Genomic DNA, 20802 nt, shown 5'->3' with positions numbered 1-20802 from the left:
GCGCGCCGGGGCGGCCCCGCCCGCCCGGCGGCGCAGGTCGCCGCCGCCGCGACGAAACGGACGGCCGCCTCCAGGGAGGCGCGACGCAGAAGGGAGCGGTCGATGCTCAGGCCGCCGTCGGCGCCGGCCCGGCAGCGCGCCGCCAGGGCGGCCGCCTGCGGGTCGGGGTCGGGGGCCGGCGGCGGGTCGGGGGCGGCGGGCCCCAGCCTCGCCCGCGCCCGGCTGCGCGCGAAACGCGGGTCCGCATTGGCCGGATCGTCGATCCAGGCGAGGCCCGCCCCGGCCAGCAGGTCGCGCAAGGCGGCCCGGCGAAGCCCGAGCAGCGGCCGCAGCAGGAAGAGCCCCCGCCCTTCCGGCCACACCGGCGACGGCGACCAGGCCCGCAGCTCGCCCAGGGTCGAGCCGTCGGCCCGCATCAGCTCGGCCTCCAGCCGATCGTCGGCGGTGTGGCCCAGGACCACGACCCGCGCGCCGATGGCGCGCGCCGTGCGGGCGAGAAGGTCATGGCGGGCCTGGCGCGCCGCCGCCGGCAGGCCGCCGGCCGGCTTTTCGCCCGTCCAGACGACGGGTTGGAACGCCACGCCCAGGGCGTGGGCGAGGTCGGCGCAGGTCTCCGTCCAGCCCGCGCTGGCCGCCTGCAGGCCATGATCGACGGTGATCGCGGCCACCGGGCGGCCCGCGCGGTCGGCCCAGGCCTTGGTCAGCAGGAGGGCGGCCAGGGAATCGCCGCCGCCGGAGAAGGCCACGGCGACGGGGCGATCCGCATGCGGATCGAGACGCCGGTCGAGCGCCTCGAAGGCGGAGGCGGGCAGGCCGGCGGGCGGCGTCAGGCGGCGCACTTGGCCCGGGCGCGGGCGGCGGTCGCGCGGGTCTTCACGGCGGCGCTGGCCTTGGGATAACGCCGCTCCAGCTCCTCCAGCGTCTTGCAGGCGTCGGCCGGCTTCCTCAGGGCGATCAGCGACTGGGACAGTTTGACCACGGCGTCGGGGGCCCAGGCGGTCTGCGGCCAGCCCCGGATGGCGCCGACATAGGCCACCGCCGCCTCGCCATAGGCTTCCTGCACGAACTTGGTCTCGCCCAGCCAGTAGCGGGCCTCCGGCGCGCGGGCGGTGTCGCCGTAGCGGTCGACATAGTCCTGGAACGCCGCCGAGGCGGCCGGGTACTGGCCATCCAGCAGCAGCTGCTTGGCCTTGGCGAAGGCCTGCGCCGCAGAGGCCGTCGGCGCGGGCCCCGGGGGCTGCCCGCCATCCTGCGGCGGCGGGGGCGGCGGCGGCGTGGCGGCGGCGGCCAGGTCGGCGATCTGTTTTTCGGCCCGGTCGAGGCGGTCCGAGGTCTCCTTCAGGCGCGCGTTGGCCTCCTGGGCCTGGCGGCGGGCGAGGTCGACGTCGTGGTTCAGCACCTCGATCTGACCGTTCAGGCGCTGGAGCGCGCCTTGCAGGTCGTCGACCTTGGTGTTCAGGTTGAAGATCTGGTTGTCGGTCTCGGCCGGCTGCACCACCACCGGATGGCCGGTGTCGCGCCCCTGGAAGACGATCGAGCGCAGCTCGCGCATGACCTTCTCCATGTTGTCCAGGCGGCGCTTGGAGCGGTCGTCGAGCGGATCGTTGTCGATCGGGGTCTGCGCGAAGCTGGGCGCGGCGGCCGCCGTCGCGAGCAGGCCGGCGAGGGCGGCGGACAACAGGTATCGGCTGCGCGTCATGGTCGGCGGTATCCCAGGCAGGCGTGTCGAAATTTGGCCGCCCTGGCGGCGGCGGTCCAGCGGAAAGACGAAAAAGGGAGCCGCGCGGGCGGCTCCCTTCCACGGGTCTCGCGAGGCGAGGACCTATTGCATGCGCGCGCCGCCGGTGATGGCGGTGTGGCCGTTGCGGTTCTTGGCCCAGGCGTCCTCGCCCGCGCCGCCGTCGATCGGACGTTCCTTGCCGTAGGACACGGTCTCGATGCGCGAGGCCGAGACGCCCTTGGAGACCAGGTAGTCGCGGACGGCGTTGGCGCGACGGGCGCCGAGGGCGAAGTTGTACTCGCGGGTGCCGCGCTCGTCGGCGTTGCCGTCGATGCGGACCTGGACCGACGGATAGCGGGCCAGCCACGCCGCCTGGGCGTCGAGCACCGGCCGGGCGTCGCCACGCACCGTATACTGATCGAAGTCGAAATAGACGCGATCGCCGGCGTTGATGACGAAGTCCTGCTCGCTGCCGGGCAGCGGCGCGCTGGACACCGGGGCCGGCGGCGGGGCCGGGGTGGTCGGCGGCGGAGCCGGCGGGGCCGTCGGCGCGGGCGGCGGCGGCGGGACCTCGGGCAGCGGCTTCGGCTTCGACGCGCAAGCCGCGATCGAAGCAGCCGCCGCGGCGATAAGCGCCAATCGGGCGGCGCGCTTGGTGTTGAAGTTCATGACTTCCTCCTCAGCTAGGATCACGACAGAAGTTGGGATTGACCCAGAACGTCGACGCTGTCCTGCGGAACCTGAACTATACACGCGAACGTTATCGCGTCGGTTCGGTTCCGATTTCGCAGGACCTGCGAAGACCTCATCAGTTCAGCAGCGGCGACCACGCCGGGTCCGAACCACCACCCGGATAGGGCGCGGCGCGCTCGACCCGGCCGGACACGTCGACCGTCCACAACCGCGATCCGCCGCCAGGGCTTTCGCGTGAGAACATCAGCACCCGGCCGTTCGGGGCCCAGGTCGGCCCTTCGTCCATGTAGCTGGTGGTCAGGATGCGCTCGTCCGAGCCGTCCGGCCGCATGACGCCGATATGGAAGGTCGAGCCGGTCTGCTTGGTGAAGGCGATATAGTCGCCCCGCGGGCTCCATACAGGGGTCATGTAGCGGCCCTGGCCGAACGACACCCGGCGCTGGCCGTCGCCGGCGGCGCTCATCACATAGAGCTGCGGGCTGCCGCCCCGGTCGGAATTGAACACGATCTGCGTCCCGTCCGGCGAGAACGACGGCGAGGTGTCGATGGCCGGGTCCGAGGTCAGGCGGCTGACCGCGCGGTTCTTCAGGTTCATCACGAACAGGTCGGTGTTGCCGCCCCGCTCGACCGAGAACACCACCTTGGAGCCGTCCGGCGAGAAGCGCGGCGCGAACACCATGCCCTTGAAGCTGCCCAGGGTCTCCTGGCGGCCGGTCTCCAGGTTGAACAGGTAGAGCGTCGCGCCGGAATCGCGCAGCGCCATATAGGTGATCTCCTGGCTGGTCGCCGAGAAGCGCGGGGTGAACGCCTGGTACGAGCCGTCGGTCAGATAGGTCGGGTTGGCCCCGTCCTGGTCCATGATCATCAGCTTGCGGATGCGCTTGGTCTTGGGCCCGCTCTCGGCCACGAACACCACCCGGGTGTCGAAATAGCCCTTCTCGCCGGTCAAGCGCTCGTAGACCGCGTCCGAGATCTTGTGCGCCACCCGCCGCCAGTTGTCCGGCGTCGAGGTGAACTGCAGGCCCAGAAGCTGCTGCTCGGAATAGACGTCCCACAGGCGGAAGTCGACGCGCAGCCGCCCGTCCGGATCGACCGTGACCTGGCCGTTGACCAGGGCCTGGGCGCTGAGCACCTTCCAGTCGGGGAACTTGGGCTGGACGTTCACGTCCAGGTCCTTCTCGATGAAGGTGGCCGGATTGATCGGCGCGAACAGGCCCGAACGCTCGAGGTTGCCCGAGATCACCTTGGCGATGTCGGCGCCGTACTGGCCCGCGCCGGTGAAGCCCGGAACGGCGATGGGCAGCGGCTGCACCGCGCCCTTGTTGACGTCGACGACGATCTCGGCCCGCGCGGCCGGCGCCAGGGCGGCGCCGAAGAGGCCGACGGCGAACGCCGCGACGGCGAGGCGGATCAGATGCATGGGTGAACGGATTTTTCTGCTCATCTCGTCTTTCCTCACATGCCCTGGCAGGCCTGCTTGGCGTTGAACCGCACCACGAACGCCTTCCAGTCCGAATAGGTTTCGGCGGGCAGGCCGTCAAAGGGCGCGGCGCGCGACACCGCGTTCAGCGCGCGGATGGCGGCGGCCCGTTCGACCGGGTCGTGCAGGTCGTCGATCCGGCGGGCGTCGGCCAAGTCGGCGCGGACCAGTCCGCCGTCGGCGCGCAGGGTGATGCGCACCGGGATGATGATGTTGGCCGCGCCCTCGACCCCGCAGTTGGGGTTCCACAGCCGGGTCAGCTTGCCGGCGATCGCCGACAGCGCGTCCGCCGTGGCGGCGCGCGCGGCGCCGGAGGCCTGGCGGGCCTGGACGTCGGCCTCGGCCCGGGTCGGTCCCTTGTGCGCCGAGGACGGCTTGGCCCCGCCGGCCTTGACCGACTTGGCGATGCTGGCGGCCAGGGCGTCGAGGTCGAGGCCGGCGGCGGCCGACGGCTTGGCCGGGGCCGGCTTCTGCGGGGTCTTGGCCGGCTGCTCGGCCGGCTTGGCGGCCTGGGGCGGCGACGGCTTGGTCGGCTCGACCTTGGGGGCGGGAGCCGGGGCCGGCGGCGCGGGGGCCGGCGTCGGGGCCGGCGGTTCGGGCGGGGCCTGCGGGACCGGGGTCTCGGTCTGGGCCTCCTGCGGCGTCTGCGCCTCGACGGCGGCGCGCAGGTTGGCGATCTGGGCGCTGGTCAGCAGGGTGACGGGCGTCACCTGCTGGACCTTCAGCGGCTGGCGGAAATGGAACGCGACCATGCCCGCGACCAGGACGGCCGCGTGCAGCAGGGCGGAGGCCGCCAGCGCAGGATAGCGATCGGTTGTGCTGCCTCGGCGCCGCATCGAGCCCTCAGCGCGGCGCCGGCGCAAGGCCGGGCGCGATGGCGGCGTCGACCTTGGTCTCGCGGGCGCCGGAGGTCGGGCCGCCCGTGTCGGTGATCAGGCCGATCTTGGCGAAGCCGGCCGCCGAGATCGCCGCCATCACCTGGGCCACCACCGCATAGGGCGCCTTGCCGTCGGCCCGGACATAGATCGGCTTGTCGAAGCCGGTTCCGGCGACCTGATGCATGGCCGCGGCCAGGCCCTCGAACGGCACCTGGCTGTCCTGCAGGAAGATCCCGCCGTCGGCTTTGATCGAGACGTTCAGCGGCTGGTTCTGCTCGTCCATGGCGCCGGCCTCGGTCTTGGGCAGCTCCAGCGGCACGCCCACCGTCAGCAGGGGCGCCGAGACCATGAAGATGATCAGCAGCACCAGCATCACGTCGACCAGCGGCGTGACGTTGATCTCGGACAGTGCGCGCCGCGAGCGGCCCCGCCGGCGGCCCCGGCCGCGCGTGTTGGTGGAATCCAGCGACAGCGCCATGGATCAGGCCCCGCCGCCCACGCGCCGCGCCACGGCGGCGGCCATGTCGTCGGCGAAACCCTCCAGGCGGCCGGTGAACTTGCCGGCGTCGGTCGAGAACTTGTTGTAGGCGATATAGGCGGGGATGGCCGCCGCCAGGCCGATGGCGGTGGCGAACAGCGCCTCGGCGATCGACGGCGCCACCACCGACAGGTTGGTGTTCTTCTGCACGGCGATGGCCTGGAAGGCGTGCATGATGCCCCACACCGTGCCGAACAGGCCGACGAAGGGCGAGGCGGTGGCGATGATCGCCAGGCTGCCCAGGCCGTCCTCGGCCTTGGCGCTCTCGCGCGAGATCACGCTGTCCAGGGCCCGATCGACGCGCTGGATCAGGAGGGCCGCCTGGGTGTCGGTCATCGGCCCCTTGTGACGGCCGTCGCGCCATTCGTGCAGCGCCGACTTGAGCATGCGGGGCAGCGGATGGCGGGGCTTGTCGCCCGCCGCCGCCGCGACGTCCTCCAGCGACTGGCCCGACGAGACCTGGTCCTCGAACCGGTCGGCCTCGCGGTTCAGCCCGCCGAAGCGGATCAGCTTGTCGATGATCACGCCCCACGACCACAGCGAGGCCAGCGCCAGGCCGATCATGACCACCTTCACCACCCAGTCGGCGCGCAGGAAGATCGCGACGGCGGAAAAGTTCTCTGGCGTGACGTCCATGGAGGGCTCTCTGTTTTCGATTCGTCGGGCGCGCCAACCGCGTGGCGCATAGGCATGGTCAAACTATGGCGCGTCAGGATGACGCGGGTGCGAACCAGGGCCTCAGCGTCTCGGCCAGGCCTTCCGGCGGTCTTCGCGGCCGCCCGTCCAGGCTGATGCAGGCGGCCTCGACCCGGGCGCGGGCGATCGCCGCCTCGCCGCAGGTGATCCACTGGCTGATGTGCAGGCGCGGCCCCTTCACCGAATCGTAGGTGGTGTGGACGGTCAGGGCGTCGTCGATGCGCGCGGCCTTCTTGAAGTCGATCTCCAGCCGGGTGACCACGAAGGCGGCCGGGTCGTCCCGCTCCAGCAGGTCGCTGTGGCTGACCCCCGCCAGCCGCAGGAAGTCCGACCGGCCGCGCTCGAAATAACGGACGTAGTTGGCGTGGTAGACCACCCCGGTGAAGTCGGTGTCCTCGTAGTAGATGCGCACCGGCAGGCGGTGCTCGCGGCCTTCGAACCAGCCGGCGGTGGGGGCATGGTCGGGAACGTCCGGCGTCATCACTCGTCCTCGAACAGTCCGGGCTGGACGCCCGCCGGGGCGGCCGGCTGCGGCGGGGCGGAAAGGCCGAGGTGCAGATAGGCCTTGGCGCAGGCGATCCGGCCGCGCGGCGTGCGCTGGATGAAACCCTGCTGCATCAGATAGGGCTCGATGACGTCCTCGACGGCGTCGCGGGCCTCGGCGATGGCGTAGGCGATGGTCTCGACCCCGGCCGGGCCGCCGCCATAGTGCTCGATCAGGGCGCGCAGATAGCGGCGGTCGAGGCTGTCGAGGCCGATCTCGTCGACCTCCAGCCGGGCCAGCGCCCGCGCCGCCGCCTTCTGATCGATCACCCTGGCCCCGTCCGCCTCGGCGAAGTCGCGCACCCGGCGCAGCAGGCGGCCCGCCACGCGCGGCGTGCCCCGCGCCCGCGCGGCGATCTCGGCGGCGCCGTCGAGGGCGATGTCGACGCCCATCTTGCGGGCGGCGTGGCCGATGACCTTCTGCAGCTCGGCGGGGGTGTAGAACTCCAGGCGCAGCGGAATGCCGAAGCGGTCGCGCAGCGGCGTCGCCAGGAGGCCCGCGCGGGTCGTCGCCGCCACCAGGGTGAAGGGCGCGAGATCGATGCGGATCGAGCGCGCCGACGGCCCCTCGCCGATGATCAGGTCGAGGACGTGGTCCTCCATGGCCGGATAGAGGATCTCCTCGACGTTCGACGACAGCCGGTGGATCTCGTCGATGAACAGCACGTCGCGCGGTTCGAGATTGGTCAGGATCGCCGCCAGGTCGCCGGCCTTGGCCAGCACCGGGCCGGAGGTGGCGCGGAAATTGACCCCCAGCTCGCGGGCGACGATCTGGGCCAGGGTGGTCTTGCCCAGGCCCGGCGGGCCGAACAGCAGCACGTGGTCCAGGGCCTCGCCCCGGCCGCGGGCGGCGTCGATGAAGATCTTGAGGTTGGCCTTGGACTGCTCCTGGCCGACGAACTCGGCCAGGGTCTGCGGGCGCAGGGCCTTGTCGGAGCCTTCGAACGGCGCGGCCTCGCCCGAGACGATGCGCGAGGTCACCGGCCGAGCTCCTGCAGGCCGGCCTTGATCAGCACCTGGATCTCGGCGTCCTCGCCCAGCTTCAGCGCGGCGTGCTCGACGACGCGGCGGGCGTTGGCCTCGGCCACGCCCAGGCCCATCAGGGCGGCGACTGCCTCGCCGACATTGGACGGCGCGGCGGCTTCGCGCGACGGGGCAGCGGGCAGGGCGGCGGCGACCGGCCCGTCGCTGATCGGCTTGCCCTTCAGCTCGGTGACGATGCGCTGGGCGAGCTTGGGTCCGACGCCGTTGGCGCGGCCGACGGCGGCCTTGTCCTCGCGGGCCACGGCGGCGGCCAGCTCCGGCGGCGGCAGCACGTCGAGCACCGACAGCGCCGCCTTGGGGCCGACGCCCTGGATCGCCTGCAGCAGCACGAAGGCGCGGCGGTCGGCGCGGGTCAAAAAGCCGTAGAGCCGCATGCCGGCGGCCTCGGTCCACTGGGTCTCGACGTGCAGCAGGGTCTCGTCGCCCACCGCCGGCAGGTGCGACAGGGTGCGGGCGCCGCAGCGCACGACATAGCCGACCCCGCCGACGTCGATCAGGGCTTCTTCCTCGCCGGCCTCGGCCAGGGCGCCGCGCAGACGGCCGATCATGACGCCTTCCTTTGCTGGCTCGCGCCGCCCGCCGGAGGGGCTCCGATTGTGCGCACCTTGCGGGCGTGGGCGTGGGCGACGGCCACCGCCAGGGCGTCGGCGGCGTCGGCGGTGGGCGAGCCCGCCGTCGGCAGGATGCGGGCGATCATGAAGGCGACCTGGTCCTTGTCGGCGCCGCCGGCGCCGACCACCGCCTTCTTGACCACCGTGGCGGCGTATTCGGCGACCAGCAGGCCGGCCTGGGCCGGGGCGATCATGGCGGCGGCGCGGGCGTGGCCCAGCTTCAGGGTCGACTGGCCGTTGGCGGTGACGAAGGTCTCCTCCACCGCCGCCTCGTGCGGGGCGTGGGCGGCGACCACCTCGGCGACGGCCTGGAACAGGAACAGGAGGCGGTCGGAGAACGGCGCGTCGGCGGGCGGGGCGATGATCCCGTGGGCGACGTGGCTCAGGCGCGCGCCATCGACGGCGATCACCCCCCAGCCGGTGCGCCGCAGCCCCGGGTCCAGCCCCAAAATCCGAATCGCGTTCGTCATGTGTTCCGCAGCTTCGCCCCTTCGGGGCCTCAACGCAAAGCGCCCCGGTGCGGTTAACGTCGGGTTAGCGAATGACGAAACGACGGAGAGAGGGCTCTTGAGAGGGCCCGCGCCCCGCCGTTCTTGTTCACCCGCAAGCGGCGATTGCCAAACGCCAAGATCCGCCCGGAGGGAAACTCCCTAGTGTCGCCCGACCCGGCGCGGAGAGGGTTCGGCGCGAGGCCTAGGCCGCGGCCGGACAACCGAACCGACCGTCGCCTCGAGGGGCCGCCCGGCCAGCCGCCGCGTGGCCCCGACACCAGTGGAGCAGACCCGACATGTTCAAGATGTACGGCTTTTGGCGATCGGCGGCCGCCTTCCGCGTGCGCTGCGCCCTGAACCTGAAAGGCCTGGCCTACGAGGAGACCATGATCGACCTGGACGCGGGCGAGCAGAACGCGCCGGCGTTCAAGGCCCTCAATCCGAGCATGGCCGTGCCCGTGCTGTTCGTCGACGACGGCCCGCCCCTGACGCAGTCGATGGCCATCCTCGAATATCTGGAAGAGACGCACCCGGCGCCGCGCCTGCTGCCCGAGGACCCGCGCGGCCGGGCCCGCGTGCGGGCCATCGCGCTGCTGTGCGCCGCCGACCATCACCCGCTGATCGTTCCGCGCATCCGCCGTCACCTCGCCGACGCGTTCGGGCTCGACCAGGCCCGCCGCACCGACTGGATCACCCACTGGTTCCGGGAAGGGCTGGCCCAGGCCGAGGCGCGGTTGAAGGACGACCCCGCCACCGGCGTCTTCTGCCACGGCGATGCGCCGTCCATCGCCGATCTTTGCCTGATCAGCCTGGTCATGGGCGCCAGGGGCTTCGAGGTGAAGACCGACGACCTGCCCACCGTCGACCGCATCGCCTGGGCCTGCCTGGACCTCGACGCGATCGCCGAGGCCGTTCCCTTCCGCCAGCCCGGCGCGCCCAACCCGTTCTAGAGCGGGATCTAGGCTGCGCGCCTGCCTTCGAGCAGGTCCCGGCGGGCGATCAGGCCCTGGCCGACGACGTCGAAGAAGGCGCGGACGCGGGCGGTGTTGCGCAGGTCGCGATGGGTGATCAGCCAGAGCTCCCGCGTCAGCGCGCCCTCCGGCCCGGTCACGCTGGTCAGGTCCGGCTCCTGGTCGGCGAGGTAACAGGGCAGCAGGGCCATGCCGACGCCGGCCTTCACCGCCATCATCTGATTGATCAGGCTGCTCGAGCGATAGACGATCGCGTCGCCGGACACGGCCTCGGTCAGCCAGTTCGCCGCCGCGGCGACGGCGGCCGTGTCCCAGCCGATGAAGCTGTGCCCCGCGAACGGCGGCGCGGGAACGGGCCGCTCGGCCAGATATTTCGGGCTGGCGTACAGCGCCCACGCGGTTTCCGCGATCCGCCGGCCGAACAGGTCGCCCTCGGCCGGACGGGTGGCGCGGATGGCGATGTCGGCCTCGCGGCGAAGCAGGTCCAGTTGCCGGTTGTCGACCAGCAGTTCGACCGAGATGCCCTCGTGCCGGGCGCGGAACTCGACGAGCAGGTCGTTGAGCAGGCGGTAGGCCAGGCTCTCGGAACAGGTGATCCTGAGGTTCCCCGACAGGCGCGCGTCGCGGCCGGAAATCTCCCGGTCGAGCGCCAGCGCCTCCTCCTCCATGCGCTCGGCGGCCAGCAGCATCCGCTCGCCGGCCTCGGTCGCGCGGTAGGCGCCGGCGTTGCGCTCGAACAGCTGCGCCTGGAACCTGGCCTCCAGGGCGTTCAGCCAACGGAAGATCGTGGAATGATCGTGCCCGAGCGTCTTGGCGGCGCCCTTCAGCGAGCCCGTCCGGCTGATGGCCAGGACCAGCCGGAAATCGTTCCAGTTCATCGCGCTGGCCTCCACGCAAGCGCCGCAGCGCCAAGCCGCAACGAACTTGCGAACGCGCAAGGCTATCGCCTGAAGGACCGGCCCTTGCAACGGGGCGGCGTCCGCGCCGCCGCCGAACCGGCCTTGGGGAGCGTCGAAAAAGATCGTGCAAAGACCGATCGGGCTTGAACGCGCCTTGGAAACACATAGCTGCGGTGCGCCGGAGGGAACACGCCGTTGCTCGACGACATCAGACAGCAGGTGGCCAGGGACGGGTTCGCCAGGGCCCCGGCCCCCGACATGCGCCGCATGGTCGGCGAGGCGGCGCTGGCCGACTGGCCGGCCTATGCGCGGAGCTGGAACGACCTGGCGGTCGACCAGTACATGGCCGACAACGGCCGCTATCGGCGGCGGCGCTTCGCCACCCTGGAGGCGCGGCCCGGCGACATCGTGCGCCAGCCGCACCAGCCGCATTTCCAGAGCCTGGCCTACAACCGGCTGAACGGCGGCGTCGAACGCTGGTTCGAGCCGATCACCGAGGCGGTCGTCGGCCTGCCGCTCAGCCGCCGCGTCCTCGACCTGTCGCTGGACGTCTTCGGGTCGGTCGCCGCGCCCGACCCCGGCTTCCCCTGGCGCGTCGAGATGCACCAGTTCCGCATCGAATCGCGGGCGGGCGAGGCCGGACGGCCGACGCCGGAGGGCGCGCACCGCGACGGCGTCGACTGGGTGCTGGTCATGCTGGTCGCGCGGGAGAACGTCTCCGCCGGCGTCACCAACATCTTCGATCCGGCCGGCCGGTCGCTGGGCGACTTCACCCTGATGGAGCCGCTGGACGCGGTCTTCATCGACGACAGCCGGGTGTTCCATGGCGTGACGGCGATCGAGGCCGTCGATCCGGATCGCCCCGCCTATCGCGACGTGCTGGTCGTCACCTTCCGGCGCCGCGACCGGTGAGGCGGAGAACCGCCTAGGCCTTCAACCGCACGCCGGGGCCGCCTTAGCTCATCCGGAAGAGCGGCGCATACGTAATGCGCAGGTCAGGTGTTCGAGTCACCTAGGCGTCGCCATTTTCAATGAGATTTGGAGAGCCCAGCCTCGCCTCCGACGTACGCTGCGCCATCGGCTCATCGATCTGCTTTCAGAACCCATATCGGCTGCGTCTGAAACGGACTCTTAGGCGACCTACTGACAGATTCGCGCGGAGCGTCGAGAAGTTCCTGCCTGGATCGAGCACGTGCGGCCATGTTTGACCGGCCCAAGCTCGACGCTGGTCCTTGATGAAGCTCCGCTAAAGCGAAGGATGGTTAACGGGATCTTTTCTTCTTGGAGTTGACTGTCCGCGCTACGACACCCCTTGTGGGCACCAGCAAAGAGTTAGAGCCATGGCCGAAACCCAGATCGAGTGGACTGACGCCACCTGGAATCCGGTAGCCGGTTGCTCCATCGTCACTGCGGGTTGCACCAACTGCTATGCCATGCAAATGGCGCGCCGTCTCGAAGCTATGGGCGTCGCCAAGTACGACGGCCTCACACGTAAGAGCGGCAGGCGCGCTATCTGGAACGGCGTGGTGCGCGAGGATCGCGCTGCGCTCGACATTCCATATAGCTGGCGCAAGCCGCGCAAGATTTTCGTCAATTCGATGAGCGACCTTTTTCACGAAGCGGTCAGCGAGGCGTTTATCGTCGATGTTTGGCAGGTGATGCGTGAGACGCCGCATCACAATTACCAGATTCTGACCAAGCGCCCCGAACGGATGGCAGAGGTCGTGGCGCGCACGATCCCCGATGTCCTGCCGAATGTCTGGCTCGGCACCAGCGTCGAGAACGCCGACGTTATCGGCCGTATCGACCATCTGCGAACCGTGCCGGCGGCCATCCGGTTCATCTCGTTCGAGCCCTTAATCGGTCCTGCCGGCACTATGGACCTCACCGATGTACACTGGGCGATTGTCGGCGGTGAGAGTGGCCTGAACGCCCGTCCTATTCGTGAAGATTGGATCGACGAAATTTACACGCAATGCGATACTTATGGTACAGCGTTCTTCTTCAAGCAGTGGGGAACTTGGGGCAAGGACAACAAGAAGCGCTCCAAGAAGGCCAACGGCCGTGAGTATCGGGGAAGGACCTGGAACGAAATGCCGGCGAGGCCGGAGGCGGTCTGAGGCCTTCAGGTCGTCTGCGACACCGCCGAATTGGGGGGTAGCCGGACGACATGGCCATCAAGCACTACGTCTGGAAGTTGGGCGAGCCGCTGCCGAAAATCGGCGCGCATAGCCTCGCCAAACACGACGTCTTCGCCACTTACATCGACAGCTACATTAAGATCTTGTCGTCCAATCCCCGCCGGCGGGAGCTCAACCTGACGATCGTCGACGGGTTCTGCGGCGGGGGGGCCTACCAGAATGGATCCGTGATCGTTCCGGGCTCGCCGTTGAGGGTGCTTCGGGCGGTCAAGGCGGCCGAGGCGAGCCTGACCCTCACGCGCCAGAACGGTTTTCAGATGAAGTCGCAGTTCTTCTTCGTCGACAAGCGACCTGAGCACATTGAGTACCTGCAACACGAACTCATGAAGTCAGAGTTCAGCGACGACATCAGTGCCTCCATCTCGGTGTCGACCGGTCTCTTCGAGGAGAAGGCCGCCGACATAATCCAAAGAATCAAGGCCCGCGGCTCAAGCCATCGGGCGTTGTTTTTTCTGGATCAATACGGTTGGAGCGCAGTCTCGTTCGCCACCGTACGTCAGATCTTCGCTCGCCTCCGCAATCCAGAAGTTCTGCTCACGTTCTCGGTCGACTCTCTGATTGACTACTTTTCCAATCAGACTGTGCAGACAGCCGGTGGCCGTGCGATCGAGCTCGACCCGGCCATGGGCGAGGCCATCAAGGCGCTCAAGACCGAGCAGGGCCAGCGACACCTTATCCAAGGCTTCCTCTATAAGCATATTATTAGTAGTACGGGCGCCGATTTTTACACCCCATTCTTCATTCGCTCGGCCGACAGTCGGCGTTCCTATTGGTTACTTCACCTGTCCAAGCATGGGCGGGCTCGCGACGAGATGGCAAGGCTTCACTGGACCATGAGTAACATCTTTTCGCACCCTGGCGATGCTGGCTTCAACGCCCTCGGATATGACCCAAGCGTTGACCCCAACCAGACTAGACTCGAGTTCGACTTCGGCGTTGATGCGCGCAAGGACTCCCTCGCCGCCGCGATCGAGCAGCTACCACGGATGATCCGAGACGATGCGCAGGATGCAACCACCCCGGTCACCCTTGGGGATCTCTTCCGCGCGCACTGCAACGAGTCGCCTCTGACCTTCGAGATGGTCGCCGAAGCGGTAATTCAACTGCGTGACACCTACGCTGAGATCGACGTCTTCACCCAAGAGGGCAAGGTCCGGCCGGCGGCCAAGATTCTCAAGTGGGACGACTTAGTCCGCAACAGGGCGCAGAAGTCCTTCATCCGTCGAATGGGGGTCTAATCTCACAGCCAGCTTGGCGGGCCGAACTATTGCGCACAAGCTCACGCTTGGGAGGTATTGGACGCTATCCGGTGGCATTGTGATAGATGGTGACCAGAATATCTGCAGATTTAGTTTCTAAACACACGCCAACAGGATTTATGACACAGATAGTCTGCAGTACAAGCGCGAGATAGACCTATCGCTTACACTTCGTCCCCGTTCGACAATTTGCGTATCACATGCTCGAACAGCGTGGCGGGATCGTCACCCAGCGCTTTCGCCAGCGATATGAACTCGATCACATCGACGCGGCGTTGTCCTCGTTCGATCAGCGATATGAACGTCTGATCTCGGCCGATCCGCATCGCGAGCTCGGACTGGGTGAGGTCGGCTCGTTTTCGAGCTTCCGTAAGCACCTCGACAAGGCGCTGGTGATCGCCCCCGAAAATGGTCTTGGGCATGAGGTGTCAGCCTGAGCAGGTCTGACGCTCTAACTATACGCGACTTTTCCGTAGGACATTTTTCCATATCTTCAGGGAAATTTTCCGTGCTATCGCTGCGTCAACTGGTCTCACGGGAGGACGACATGGCGATCTGCTCGAGTGCTGAAAGAGAGGGGCGTTCAGGGACGGGTGATGGGATGGCCTGCCGCGCTCCCAAGCTTCCACCTTCCCGCCCGTGACCGGAGACCGCGTCTTGGCCAAACGATCCCGCATCTCGGCTCACGCCGCCGGCGTCGGCGAGCGCATCCGCGCCGCCAGGGTCCGCCGCGGCATGACCGAGGCCGAGCTGGCCTGCGCCGCCGGCGTGACCTGCCGTCAGGTCCGCAGCTTCGAGGCCGGCGCCAGCCGCATCGCCACGCCCAGGCTGAAGGCCGTCGCCGCCGTGCTGGGGATTCCCGAGGCCGTGCTGCGCGGCGACGCCGTCCCGACGCCCGCCGACGGCCCCGATCCGGAGCGGCGGGCCGAGGACGAGCTCGCCGGCCTCGTCGCCGCCTACCGCTCGATCAAGAGCCTCGCCGTCCGCCGCTCGGTCCTGCGCCTCATCCGCGCCGCCGCCGGCGACGACTAGCGCCCGCGCGGGGATAAACTCAGAAGGATGCGTCGCCGCTCACTCCGCCGGCGCCTCGAGCGGCCGGGTGGGGGCGACAAGGCCGCCCCCTTGTCCGCTCACGCCGACAGCGCCTCGAGGTCCTCGTCGCTGATGGCGTAGTTGCCGAACACCGTCTGGACGTCGTCGTCGTCGTCCAGGGCGTCGATCAGGCGCATCAGCTTGGCGACGTCCTCGCCCGCGACCGGGGTCTCGCTCTTGGGCCGCCAGACGATCTTGCTGGTCTTGGGCTCGCCGAAGGCGGCGGTCAGGGTCTCGACCACGGCGCCCAGGTCCTCGAAGGCGGTGTAGACGGTGTGGCCGTCCTCGGGATCGAACTCGGCGTCGGCGGCGCCGGCCTCGATGGCGGCCTCCATCATCCTGTCTTCCGAGGCGGCCTTGGCCGGATAGCCGATCTCGCCCATGCGGTCGAACATGAACGACACCGAGCCGCTTTCGCCCAGATTGCCGCCGTTCTTGCCGAAGATGGTGCGGACATTGGCCGCCGCGCGGTTGCGGTTGTCGGTCAGCACCTCGACGATCAGGCTGACGCCGCCGGGGCCGAAGCCTTCGTAGCGCACCTCTTCGTAGCTGTCGGCGTCGCCGCCGACCGCCTTCTTGATGGCGCGGTCGATGACGTCCTTGGGCATGGATTCGGCCTTGGCGTTGTTCACCGCCAGGCGCAGGCGCGGGTTCATGGCCGGGTCGGGCATGCCCGACTTGGCGGCCACGGTGATCTCACGCGACAGCTTGGAGAACAGCTTGGAACGGACGGCGTCGGCGCGGCCCTTCCGGTGCATGATGTTCTTGAACTTTGAGTGTCCGGCCATGTGCCTATGTCGTTCCCGGCCGCCGAAACGGCGCCCGTCTTCCAGAGATGCTTCCGTGCTTACTAGCTTCGCTCGCGGATTTTCGCCAGTCGCCCGGCGAAGGCCTCAGCCGACCGCCTCGGCGCGGTCGACCGCCGGCACGTGCGGCGCCAGGCGGCCGCCGATGCGGATCGGCTCGACGCGCCGGGCCAGGCCGGTGCGGTCGTCGGTCTCGACGAACACGCCGCAGACCGTGGCCGGGCCGGTGGCCGGCTGGTAGCGGCCGCCGCTGATCCGCGTGGTGAAGCGGCGCAGCGGCTCTTCCTTCTGGTTGCCGATGACGCTGTCATAGTCGGCGCAGGCGCCGGCGTCGGTCTGGTAGGCGGTGCCGCCGTTGAGGATCTGGCAGTCGGCGGTGGGCACATGGGTGTGGGTGCCGACCACCAGGCTGGCGCGGCCGTCGCAGAAATGGCCCATGGCCATCTTCTCCGAGGTGGCCTCGGCGTGCATGTCGACCACCACCGCGTCGGCGACCAGCCCCAGAGGCGCGGTCTCCAGCTCGCGGTTGCAGGCGGCGAACGGGTCGTCGAGCGCGTCCATGTGCACCCGGCCGAGCAGGTTGATCACCAGCACCCGCTTGCCGCTCTCGGTGACGAACAGGTTCGAGCCCCGTCCCGGCGCGTCGGCCAGCACCGGATAATTGGCCGGGCGGATCAGGCGCGGCTCGCGCACGATGTAGGTCAGCGCCTCCTTCTGGTCCCAGGAATGGTTGCCCAGGGTCAGGCAGTCGGCGCCGGCGTCGAACAGCTCGCGCGCGGTGTTCTCGGTGACGCCGAAGCCGCTGGCGGCGTTCTCGGCGTTGACGATCACGAACTCCAGGCCGAGATCGCGGCGCAGGTGGGGCAGGTGGTCGGCGAGGCCTTCGCGGCCGGAGCGTCCGACCACGTCGCCGAAGAAGGCAAAGCGCATCAGGTATCCTTTCGGACGGCAATATAGCCGGTTTCCGTCAGGATGGCGTCCAGATGCTGGTCGTGCGGCTCGGCCGGGACGCGGGCCACCTCCTGGCCGGCGAAGGCCAGGCCCAGGACGAACACCGCCCTTCGCGCGCGAAGGGCCTCCAGCGTGCGGTCGAAATGCCCCTGGCCGTAGCCGAGGCGGGCGCCGGCGCGGTCGAAGGCGAGCAACGGCGTGACCACGAGGTCGGGCTCCAGCGTCTCGGCCCGCGGCGACGGCTCCAGCACGCCGAACCCGCCCCGGCTGAGCCCAGCCTCCGGCGACCAGCGGTGGAACGACAGCGGCGCGTCCGATCCGCGCGGCGGCGTCACCGGCAGGGCGATGGCCGCGCCGGCCTCGGCCAGCCGCCGCAACGCCGGCGCCGGGTCGATCTCGGAGCGGAAGGGGTGGTAGCCGGCGACCACGGCGAAGCGGCCCAGCAGCGCGACCGGCAGACGCGCGGCCGCCAGCTCCCCGGCCCGCGGCGCGGCGGCGGCGAGACCGGCGCGCAACGCCTGCATTTCGAGGCGCAGGACCGCCTTGGCGGAAGGGATCGAGGCGTGGACCATGGTCCTGCTTAACCCGTCGCGCGGGATGCAGAAAGCCGGCCCCCTCGAAGGAGAAAGGGTGGCGGCGCCGCGTAGAACCGTGAAGGCGGTTTCAATCCACTCGGACCTGGAAAGCCAGGTGGGCGCCGTTTACTCGCAGCCACGGCCACGCGCAGGGACAGCTCCCTATCGAGGTGATTAAGGTCCCCGGGATGTGAAGCCTTCGACGCGAGCCGCAGCAAGACCCGCCGACTTCGCAAGGTAGGGGGTCGGGGCCCATGACTCAAGCCTGGCGGCGACAGGGCCCCCTCCTCCACGCCGATGGAGAAGGTCTTACCCTTCAGCGCCCGTGGGTCGAGCGCAGCATGTCGAGGACGGTGTCGAGCTTGGCGAAGGCCCGCTCCAGCTCCTCCAGCGCGTCCTGCTTGCGATCCTGGCGGATCGCCGACGCGCAGCGCTCCAGATCGCCCTGCAGGACCTCTTCCAGCACCGTGACCGCTTCCATGCCGACACTCCACGCCAAGCTGGGCCCCAGCCTCGCACAACCTCGGGCCGCAGACGAGCCTCGCCGCGCGAAATCAGCCGGACCTGGCGGCCAGGGCCTCGATGCGCTTGGCCGCGCCCTCCAGGGCCGAGACCGCGCGCACCTCGACGCGGGCCTGGTCGGACTGCATGCGGGCCAGCTCGGACTGGGCCTGGGCGAGGCGCAGCTTGACGTCCGACAGTTCGTCGGCCAGCAGCAGCGCGCCCATCAGGAACAGCCGCGTCTCGCCCAGCTGGCCGACGTCCTGGCTGACCTGGCGCACCTGCCGGTCGAACAGGCGGGCCAGTTCGGCGAGGTGCGCCTCCTGCCCGTTCTCGCAGCCGACCACATAGGGCCGGCCGTTGATCTCGATGGTCACCTGGGCCACGGCTCAAGCCTCCTTCGGCGCGTCTTCGACGTCCTCCGCCTCGTCGGCGGAGCCGAGGGCCGCGCGGATCTCGACGATGGCGCGCCCCAGGGCGGCGGAGGCTTCGGCGCCGGCCGCCTCCAGGTCCTTCTCCCTCGCGCGGGCGGCGTCCAGCTCGGCGGCCAGCTTGGCGCGATCCTGGTCGAACAGCCCGTCGGCCTCGCCGCGCTGGGCCAGGACGGCGACCCTCGCCTCCAGTTGGGCGACCGCCCGTTCCAGCCGGCGGGCGGCGGCGTCGAGGGCGCTTTCCGCGCCCGCCTCTCGCATCATGCGCTGGCGCTCCGATCCTGAACCCATGAGTCACCCCATTCTATAGACTGCGCCGCGCCCAAGCCGAAAGCATCGCTTTCCTTGATTCTGGCGCCCGCCCGTGCGAGGTCGCCGCCAATCCCATTCACCGAAGGCCAGAACATGTCCGCCTCCCCCAAAACCATGGCCGACGCCATTCGGGTCCTGTCGATGGACGCCGTCCACGCCGCGCGCTCGGGGCACCAGGGCATGCCGATGGGCATGGCCGACGTGGCGACGGTGCTGTGGACCAAGTTCCTGAAGTACGACGCGGCCAAGCCCGACTGGGCCGACCGCGACCGCTTCGTGCTGTCGGCCGGCCACGGCTCGATGCTGCAATACGCCCTGCTGCACCTGACCGGCTCCAAGGCCGTGACCATGGACGAGCTGCGCAACTTCCGTCAGTGGAGCTCCAAGACGCCGGGCCACCCAGAATACGGCCACACGCCGGGCGTCGAGACCACCACCGGCCCGCTGGGCCAGGGCCTGGCCACCGCGGTCGGCATGGCCATGGCCGAACGCCACCTGGCCAACCGCTTCGGCGAGGATCTGGTCGACCACCGCACCTGGGTGATCGCCGGCGACGGCTGCCTGATGGAAGGCGTCAGCCACGAGGCGATCAGCCTGGCCGGCCGCCTGAAGCTGAACAAGCTGATCGTGCTGTGGGACGACAACAACGTCACCATCGACGGCGTCGCCACCATCGCCGAGACCGGCGACCAGATGGCCCGCTTCAAGGCCGCCGGCTGGGCGGTCAAGGCGGTGGACGGCCACGACTTCGGCAAGATCGCCGCCGCCATGCGCTGGGCGACCAAGCAGGACAAGCCGGTGATGCTGGCCTGCAAGACCCTGATCTCCAAGGGCGCCGGCCCCAAGGAAGGCGACCCCCACAGCCACGGCTACACCCTGTTCGACGAGCAGATCGCCCTGGCCCGCGAGGCGATGGGCTGGCCGCACGAGCCCTTCACCCTACCCGAGGACGTGACCAAGGCCTGGCGCAAGGCCGGCAAGCGCGGCGCCAAGGACCGCAAGCACTGGGAAAAGGCGCTGAAGCATTCTGACGCCAAGGCCGAGTTCGAGCGGGCGATGGCCGGCGACCTGCCCGCCGACGCCTTCGCCGCCCTCGACGCCCACATCGCCAAGTGCCTGGCCGACAAGCCGGTCAACGCCACCCGCGTCCATTCCGGCTCGGCGCTGGAGACCCTGACCCCGGTCATCCCGGAGATGATCGGCGGCTCGGCCGACCTGACCGGCTCGAACAATACCTTCGTCAAGGGCATGCTGCCCTTCGACGCCCCCGACTACGCCGGCCGCTACGTCCATTACGGCGTGCGCGAGTTCGGCATGGCCGCGGCCATGAACGGCATGGCCCTGCACGGCGGGGTGATCCCCTATTCCGGCACCTTCCTGGTGTTCTCGGACTACAGCCGCGCGGCGATCCGCCTGGGCGCGCTGATGGGCGCGCGGGTGGTGCACGTCATGACCCACGATTCCATCGGCCTGGGCGAGGACGGCCCGACCCACCAGCCGGTCGAGCACGTCGCCAGCCTGCGGGCGATGCCCAACCTCCTGGTGTTCCGCCCGGCCGACGCGGTCGAGACGGCCGAATGCTGGAAGATCGCCCTGCAGCACAAGACCACGCCGTCGGTGATGGCCCTGTCGCGCCAGAAGACCGCCGCCGTGCGGGACGCGGGCGGCGACCTGTCGGCCAAGGGCGCCTATGAGCTGGCCCCGGCCACGGGCGAGGCCAAGGTGACGATTTTCGCCTCCGGCACCGAGGTCGCGGTGGCCATGGCCGCCCGCGCCACGCTGCAGGCCGAAGGGATCGGGACCCGGGTGGTCTCCACCCCGTGCTGGGAGCTGTTCGACCGGCAACCGGCCGCCTACCAGGCCAAGGTGATCGGCCAGGCACCGGTGCGCGTGGCGGTCGAGGCGGGCGTCCGCTTCGGCTGGGAGCGGTTCATCGGCGAGCACGGCGCCTTCGTCGGCATGCACGGCTTCGGCGCCTCGGCGCCCTATGAGCGGCTGTACAAGGAGTTCGGCGTCACGCCGGAAGGCGTGGTCGCCGCGGCCAAGGCCAAGCTCTAAGGGCGAAACCCGATCTTCCGTCCCGCTCATTCCCGCGAAAGCGGGAACCCAG

Annotated in this window: 25 protein-coding genes and 1 tRNA gene; 7 read left to right on the top strand and 19 right to left on the bottom strand. The window is 69.6% G+C overall.

Annotated features, from left to right (window positions below; all coding sequences use genetic code 11):
* The 11 genes from tilS to ruvC all read right to left on the bottom strand — a co-directional run.
* Nucleotides 1-839: tRNA lysidine(34) synthetase TilS (gene tilS, locus C5708_RS07905; protein ID WP_242919624.1), on the bottom strand; the 839-nt coding region annotated here is incomplete at its 3' end.
* Complete coding sequence (gene ybgF, locus C5708_RS07900) at nt 827-1699, bottom strand: tol-pal system protein YbgF (RefSeq protein WP_242919622.1); 873 nt, start codon at nt 1697-1699, stop codon at nt 827-829. The genes ybgF and tilS, both read right to left, overlap by 13 nt.
* A gap of 123 nt (nt 1700-1822) precedes the next feature.
* Entirely contained in the window at nt 1823-2389 is a 567-nt protein-coding gene (gene pal / locus C5708_RS07895) for a peptidoglycan-associated lipoprotein Pal (RefSeq protein ID WP_242919620.1), read from the bottom strand.
* A 139-nt stretch (nt 2390-2528) separates the two neighbouring features.
* On the bottom strand, nt 2529-3833 hold the full coding sequence (gene tolB, locus C5708_RS07890) for a Tol-Pal system beta propeller repeat protein TolB (RefSeq protein WP_242919677.1): 1305 nt from the start codon (nt 3831-3833) through the stop codon (nt 2529-2531).
* A gap of 35 nt (nt 3834-3868) precedes the next feature.
* Complete coding sequence (locus C5708_RS07885; RefSeq protein ID WP_242919618.1) at nt 3869-4729, bottom strand: energy transducer TonB; 861 nt, start codon at nt 4727-4729, stop codon at nt 3869-3871.
* Between the two features lie 7 nt (nt 4730-4736).
* Nucleotides 4737-5249 carry an ExbD/TolR family protein gene (locus C5708_RS07880; RefSeq protein ID WP_242919616.1) on the bottom strand — a complete coding sequence of 171 codons (513 nt, stop codon included), beginning with the start codon at nt 5247-5249 and terminating at the stop codon, nt 4737-4739.
* Between the two features lie 3 nt (nt 5250-5252).
* Entirely contained in the window at nt 5253-5945 is a 693-nt protein-coding gene (gene tolQ / locus C5708_RS07875; protein WP_242919614.1) for a protein TolQ, read from the bottom strand.
* 73 nt (nt 5946-6018) lie between these two features.
* Complete coding sequence (gene ybgC, locus C5708_RS07870) at nt 6019-6486, bottom strand: tol-pal system-associated acyl-CoA thioesterase (RefSeq protein ID WP_278253809.1); 468 nt, start codon at nt 6484-6486, stop codon at nt 6019-6021.
* The gene (gene ruvB / locus C5708_RS07865; protein ID WP_242919612.1) at nt 6486-7529 is read right to left on the bottom strand and encodes a Holliday junction branch migration DNA helicase RuvB; all 1044 of its coding nucleotides are present in this window, start codon (nt 7527-7529) and stop codon (nt 6486-6488) included. Before ruvB ends, ybgC begins: the two co-directional genes overlap by 1 nt.
* The gene (ruvA, locus tag C5708_RS07860; RefSeq protein ID WP_242919610.1) at nt 7526-8140 is read right to left on the bottom strand and encodes a Holliday junction branch migration protein RuvA; all 615 of its coding nucleotides are present in this window, start codon (nt 8138-8140) and stop codon (nt 7526-7528) included. Before ruvA ends, ruvB begins: the two co-directional genes overlap by 4 nt.
* The gene (gene ruvC, locus C5708_RS07855) at nt 8137-8673 is read right to left on the bottom strand and encodes a crossover junction endodeoxyribonuclease RuvC (RefSeq protein WP_242919608.1); all 537 of its coding nucleotides are present in this window, start codon (nt 8671-8673) and stop codon (nt 8137-8139) included. Before ruvC ends, ruvA begins: the two co-directional genes overlap by 4 nt.
* Before the next feature lie 317 nt (nt 8674-8990).
* Here ruvC and maiA point away from each other — a divergent pair, with 317 nt between their 5' ends.
* Nucleotides 8991-9644, top strand: coding sequence for a maleylacetoacetate isomerase (gene maiA / locus C5708_RS07850; RefSeq protein WP_242919606.1), 654 nt, complete (start codon nt 8991-8993; stop codon nt 9642-9644).
* Nucleotides 9645-9652: 8 nt separating this feature from the next.
* On the opposite strand, the gene C5708_RS07845 is transcribed toward maiA, so the two are convergent.
* On the bottom strand, nt 9653-10543 hold the full coding sequence (locus C5708_RS07845; RefSeq protein ID WP_242919604.1) for a LysR family transcriptional regulator: 891 nt from the start codon (nt 10541-10543) through the stop codon (nt 9653-9655).
* Between the two features lie 216 nt (nt 10544-10759).
* Here C5708_RS07845 and C5708_RS07840 point away from each other — a divergent pair, with 216 nt between their 5' ends.
* The 4 genes from C5708_RS07840 (at nt 10760) to C5708_RS07825 (ending at nt 14003) form a co-directional block, all read left to right on the top strand.
* A complete protein-coding gene (locus tag C5708_RS07840) occupies nt 10760-11476 on the top strand; it encodes a 2OG-Fe dioxygenase family protein (protein WP_242919602.1) in 717 nt (238 codons plus the stop codon).
* A 36-nt stretch (nt 11477-11512) separates the two neighbouring features.
* Nucleotides 11513-11589: transfer RNA gene (locus C5708_RS07835), tRNA-Thr, on the top strand.
* 315 nt (nt 11590-11904) lie between these two features.
* Nucleotides 11905-12684 (top strand): DUF5131 family protein, encoded by a 780-nt coding sequence (locus tag C5708_RS07830; RefSeq protein WP_242919600.1) that lies wholly within the window; start codon nt 11905-11907, stop codon nt 12682-12684.
* Between the two features lie 50 nt (nt 12685-12734).
* Complete coding sequence (locus C5708_RS07825) at nt 12735-14003, top strand: three-Cys-motif partner protein TcmP (RefSeq protein ID WP_242919599.1); 1269 nt, start codon at nt 12735-12737, stop codon at nt 14001-14003.
* 185 nt (nt 14004-14188) lie between these two features.
* On the opposite strand, the gene C5708_RS07820 is transcribed toward C5708_RS07825, so the two are convergent.
* A complete protein-coding gene (locus C5708_RS07820; RefSeq protein ID WP_242919669.1) occupies nt 14189-14350 on the bottom strand; it encodes a hypothetical protein in 162 nt (53 codons plus the stop codon).
* A 331-nt stretch (nt 14351-14681) separates the two neighbouring features.
* Here C5708_RS07820 and C5708_RS07815 point away from each other — a divergent pair, with 331 nt between their 5' ends.
* Nucleotides 14682-15056, top strand: a complete 375-nt coding sequence (locus C5708_RS07815; protein ID WP_242919597.1) for a helix-turn-helix transcriptional regulator — start codon at nt 14682-14684, stop codon at nt 15054-15056.
* Between the two features lie 98 nt (nt 15057-15154).
* On the opposite strand, the gene C5708_RS07810 is transcribed toward C5708_RS07815, so the two are convergent.
* The 6 genes from C5708_RS07810 to C5708_RS07785 form a co-directional block, all read right to left on the bottom strand.
* Nucleotides 15155-15904: a YebC/PmpR family DNA-binding transcriptional regulator gene (locus C5708_RS07810; protein ID WP_242919595.1), complete on the bottom strand. Its 750-nt coding sequence runs from the start codon at nt 15902-15904 to the stop codon at nt 15155-15157.
* A 105-nt stretch (nt 15905-16009) separates the two neighbouring features.
* Entirely contained in the window at nt 16010-16852 is an 843-nt protein-coding gene (locus C5708_RS07805; RefSeq protein ID WP_242919592.1) for a TIGR00282 family metallophosphoesterase, read from the bottom strand.
* The gene (locus C5708_RS07800) at nt 16852-17445 is read right to left on the bottom strand and encodes a 5-formyltetrahydrofolate cyclo-ligase (RefSeq protein WP_242919590.1); all 594 of its coding nucleotides are present in this window, start codon (nt 17443-17445) and stop codon (nt 16852-16854) included. The genes C5708_RS07805 and C5708_RS07800 overlap by 1 nt, the downstream gene beginning before the upstream one ends.
* A gap of 319 nt (nt 17446-17764) precedes the next feature.
* Nucleotides 17765-17929 (bottom strand): hypothetical protein, encoded by a 165-nt coding sequence (locus C5708_RS07795; protein WP_242919588.1) that lies wholly within the window; start codon nt 17927-17929, stop codon nt 17765-17767.
* Nucleotides 17930-18002: 73 nt separating this feature from the next.
* Nucleotides 18003-18335, bottom strand: a complete 333-nt coding sequence (locus C5708_RS07790) for a cell division protein ZapA (RefSeq protein WP_121449936.1) — start codon at nt 18333-18335, stop codon at nt 18003-18005.
* A 3-nt stretch (nt 18336-18338) separates the two neighbouring features.
* Entirely contained in the window at nt 18339-18671 is a 333-nt protein-coding gene (locus C5708_RS07785; RefSeq protein ID WP_278253808.1) for a DUF4164 family protein, read from the bottom strand.
* A 114-nt stretch (nt 18672-18785) separates the two neighbouring features.
* Between C5708_RS07785 and tkt the strand changes: the two genes are divergently transcribed.
* Nucleotides 18786-20750: a transketolase gene (tkt, locus tag C5708_RS07780; RefSeq protein ID WP_242919586.1), complete on the top strand. Its 1965-nt coding sequence runs from the start codon at nt 18786-18788 to the stop codon at nt 20748-20750.
* The last annotated feature ends 52 nt before the right edge of the window (nt 20751-20802 follow it).

It is taken from the genome of Caulobacter sp. CCUG 60055, assembly GCF_022750545.1.
Lineage (GTDB): Bacteria > Pseudomonadota > Alphaproteobacteria > Caulobacterales > Caulobacteraceae > PUIC01.
This window is presented reverse-complemented; position numbering and strand designations above follow the sequence as displayed.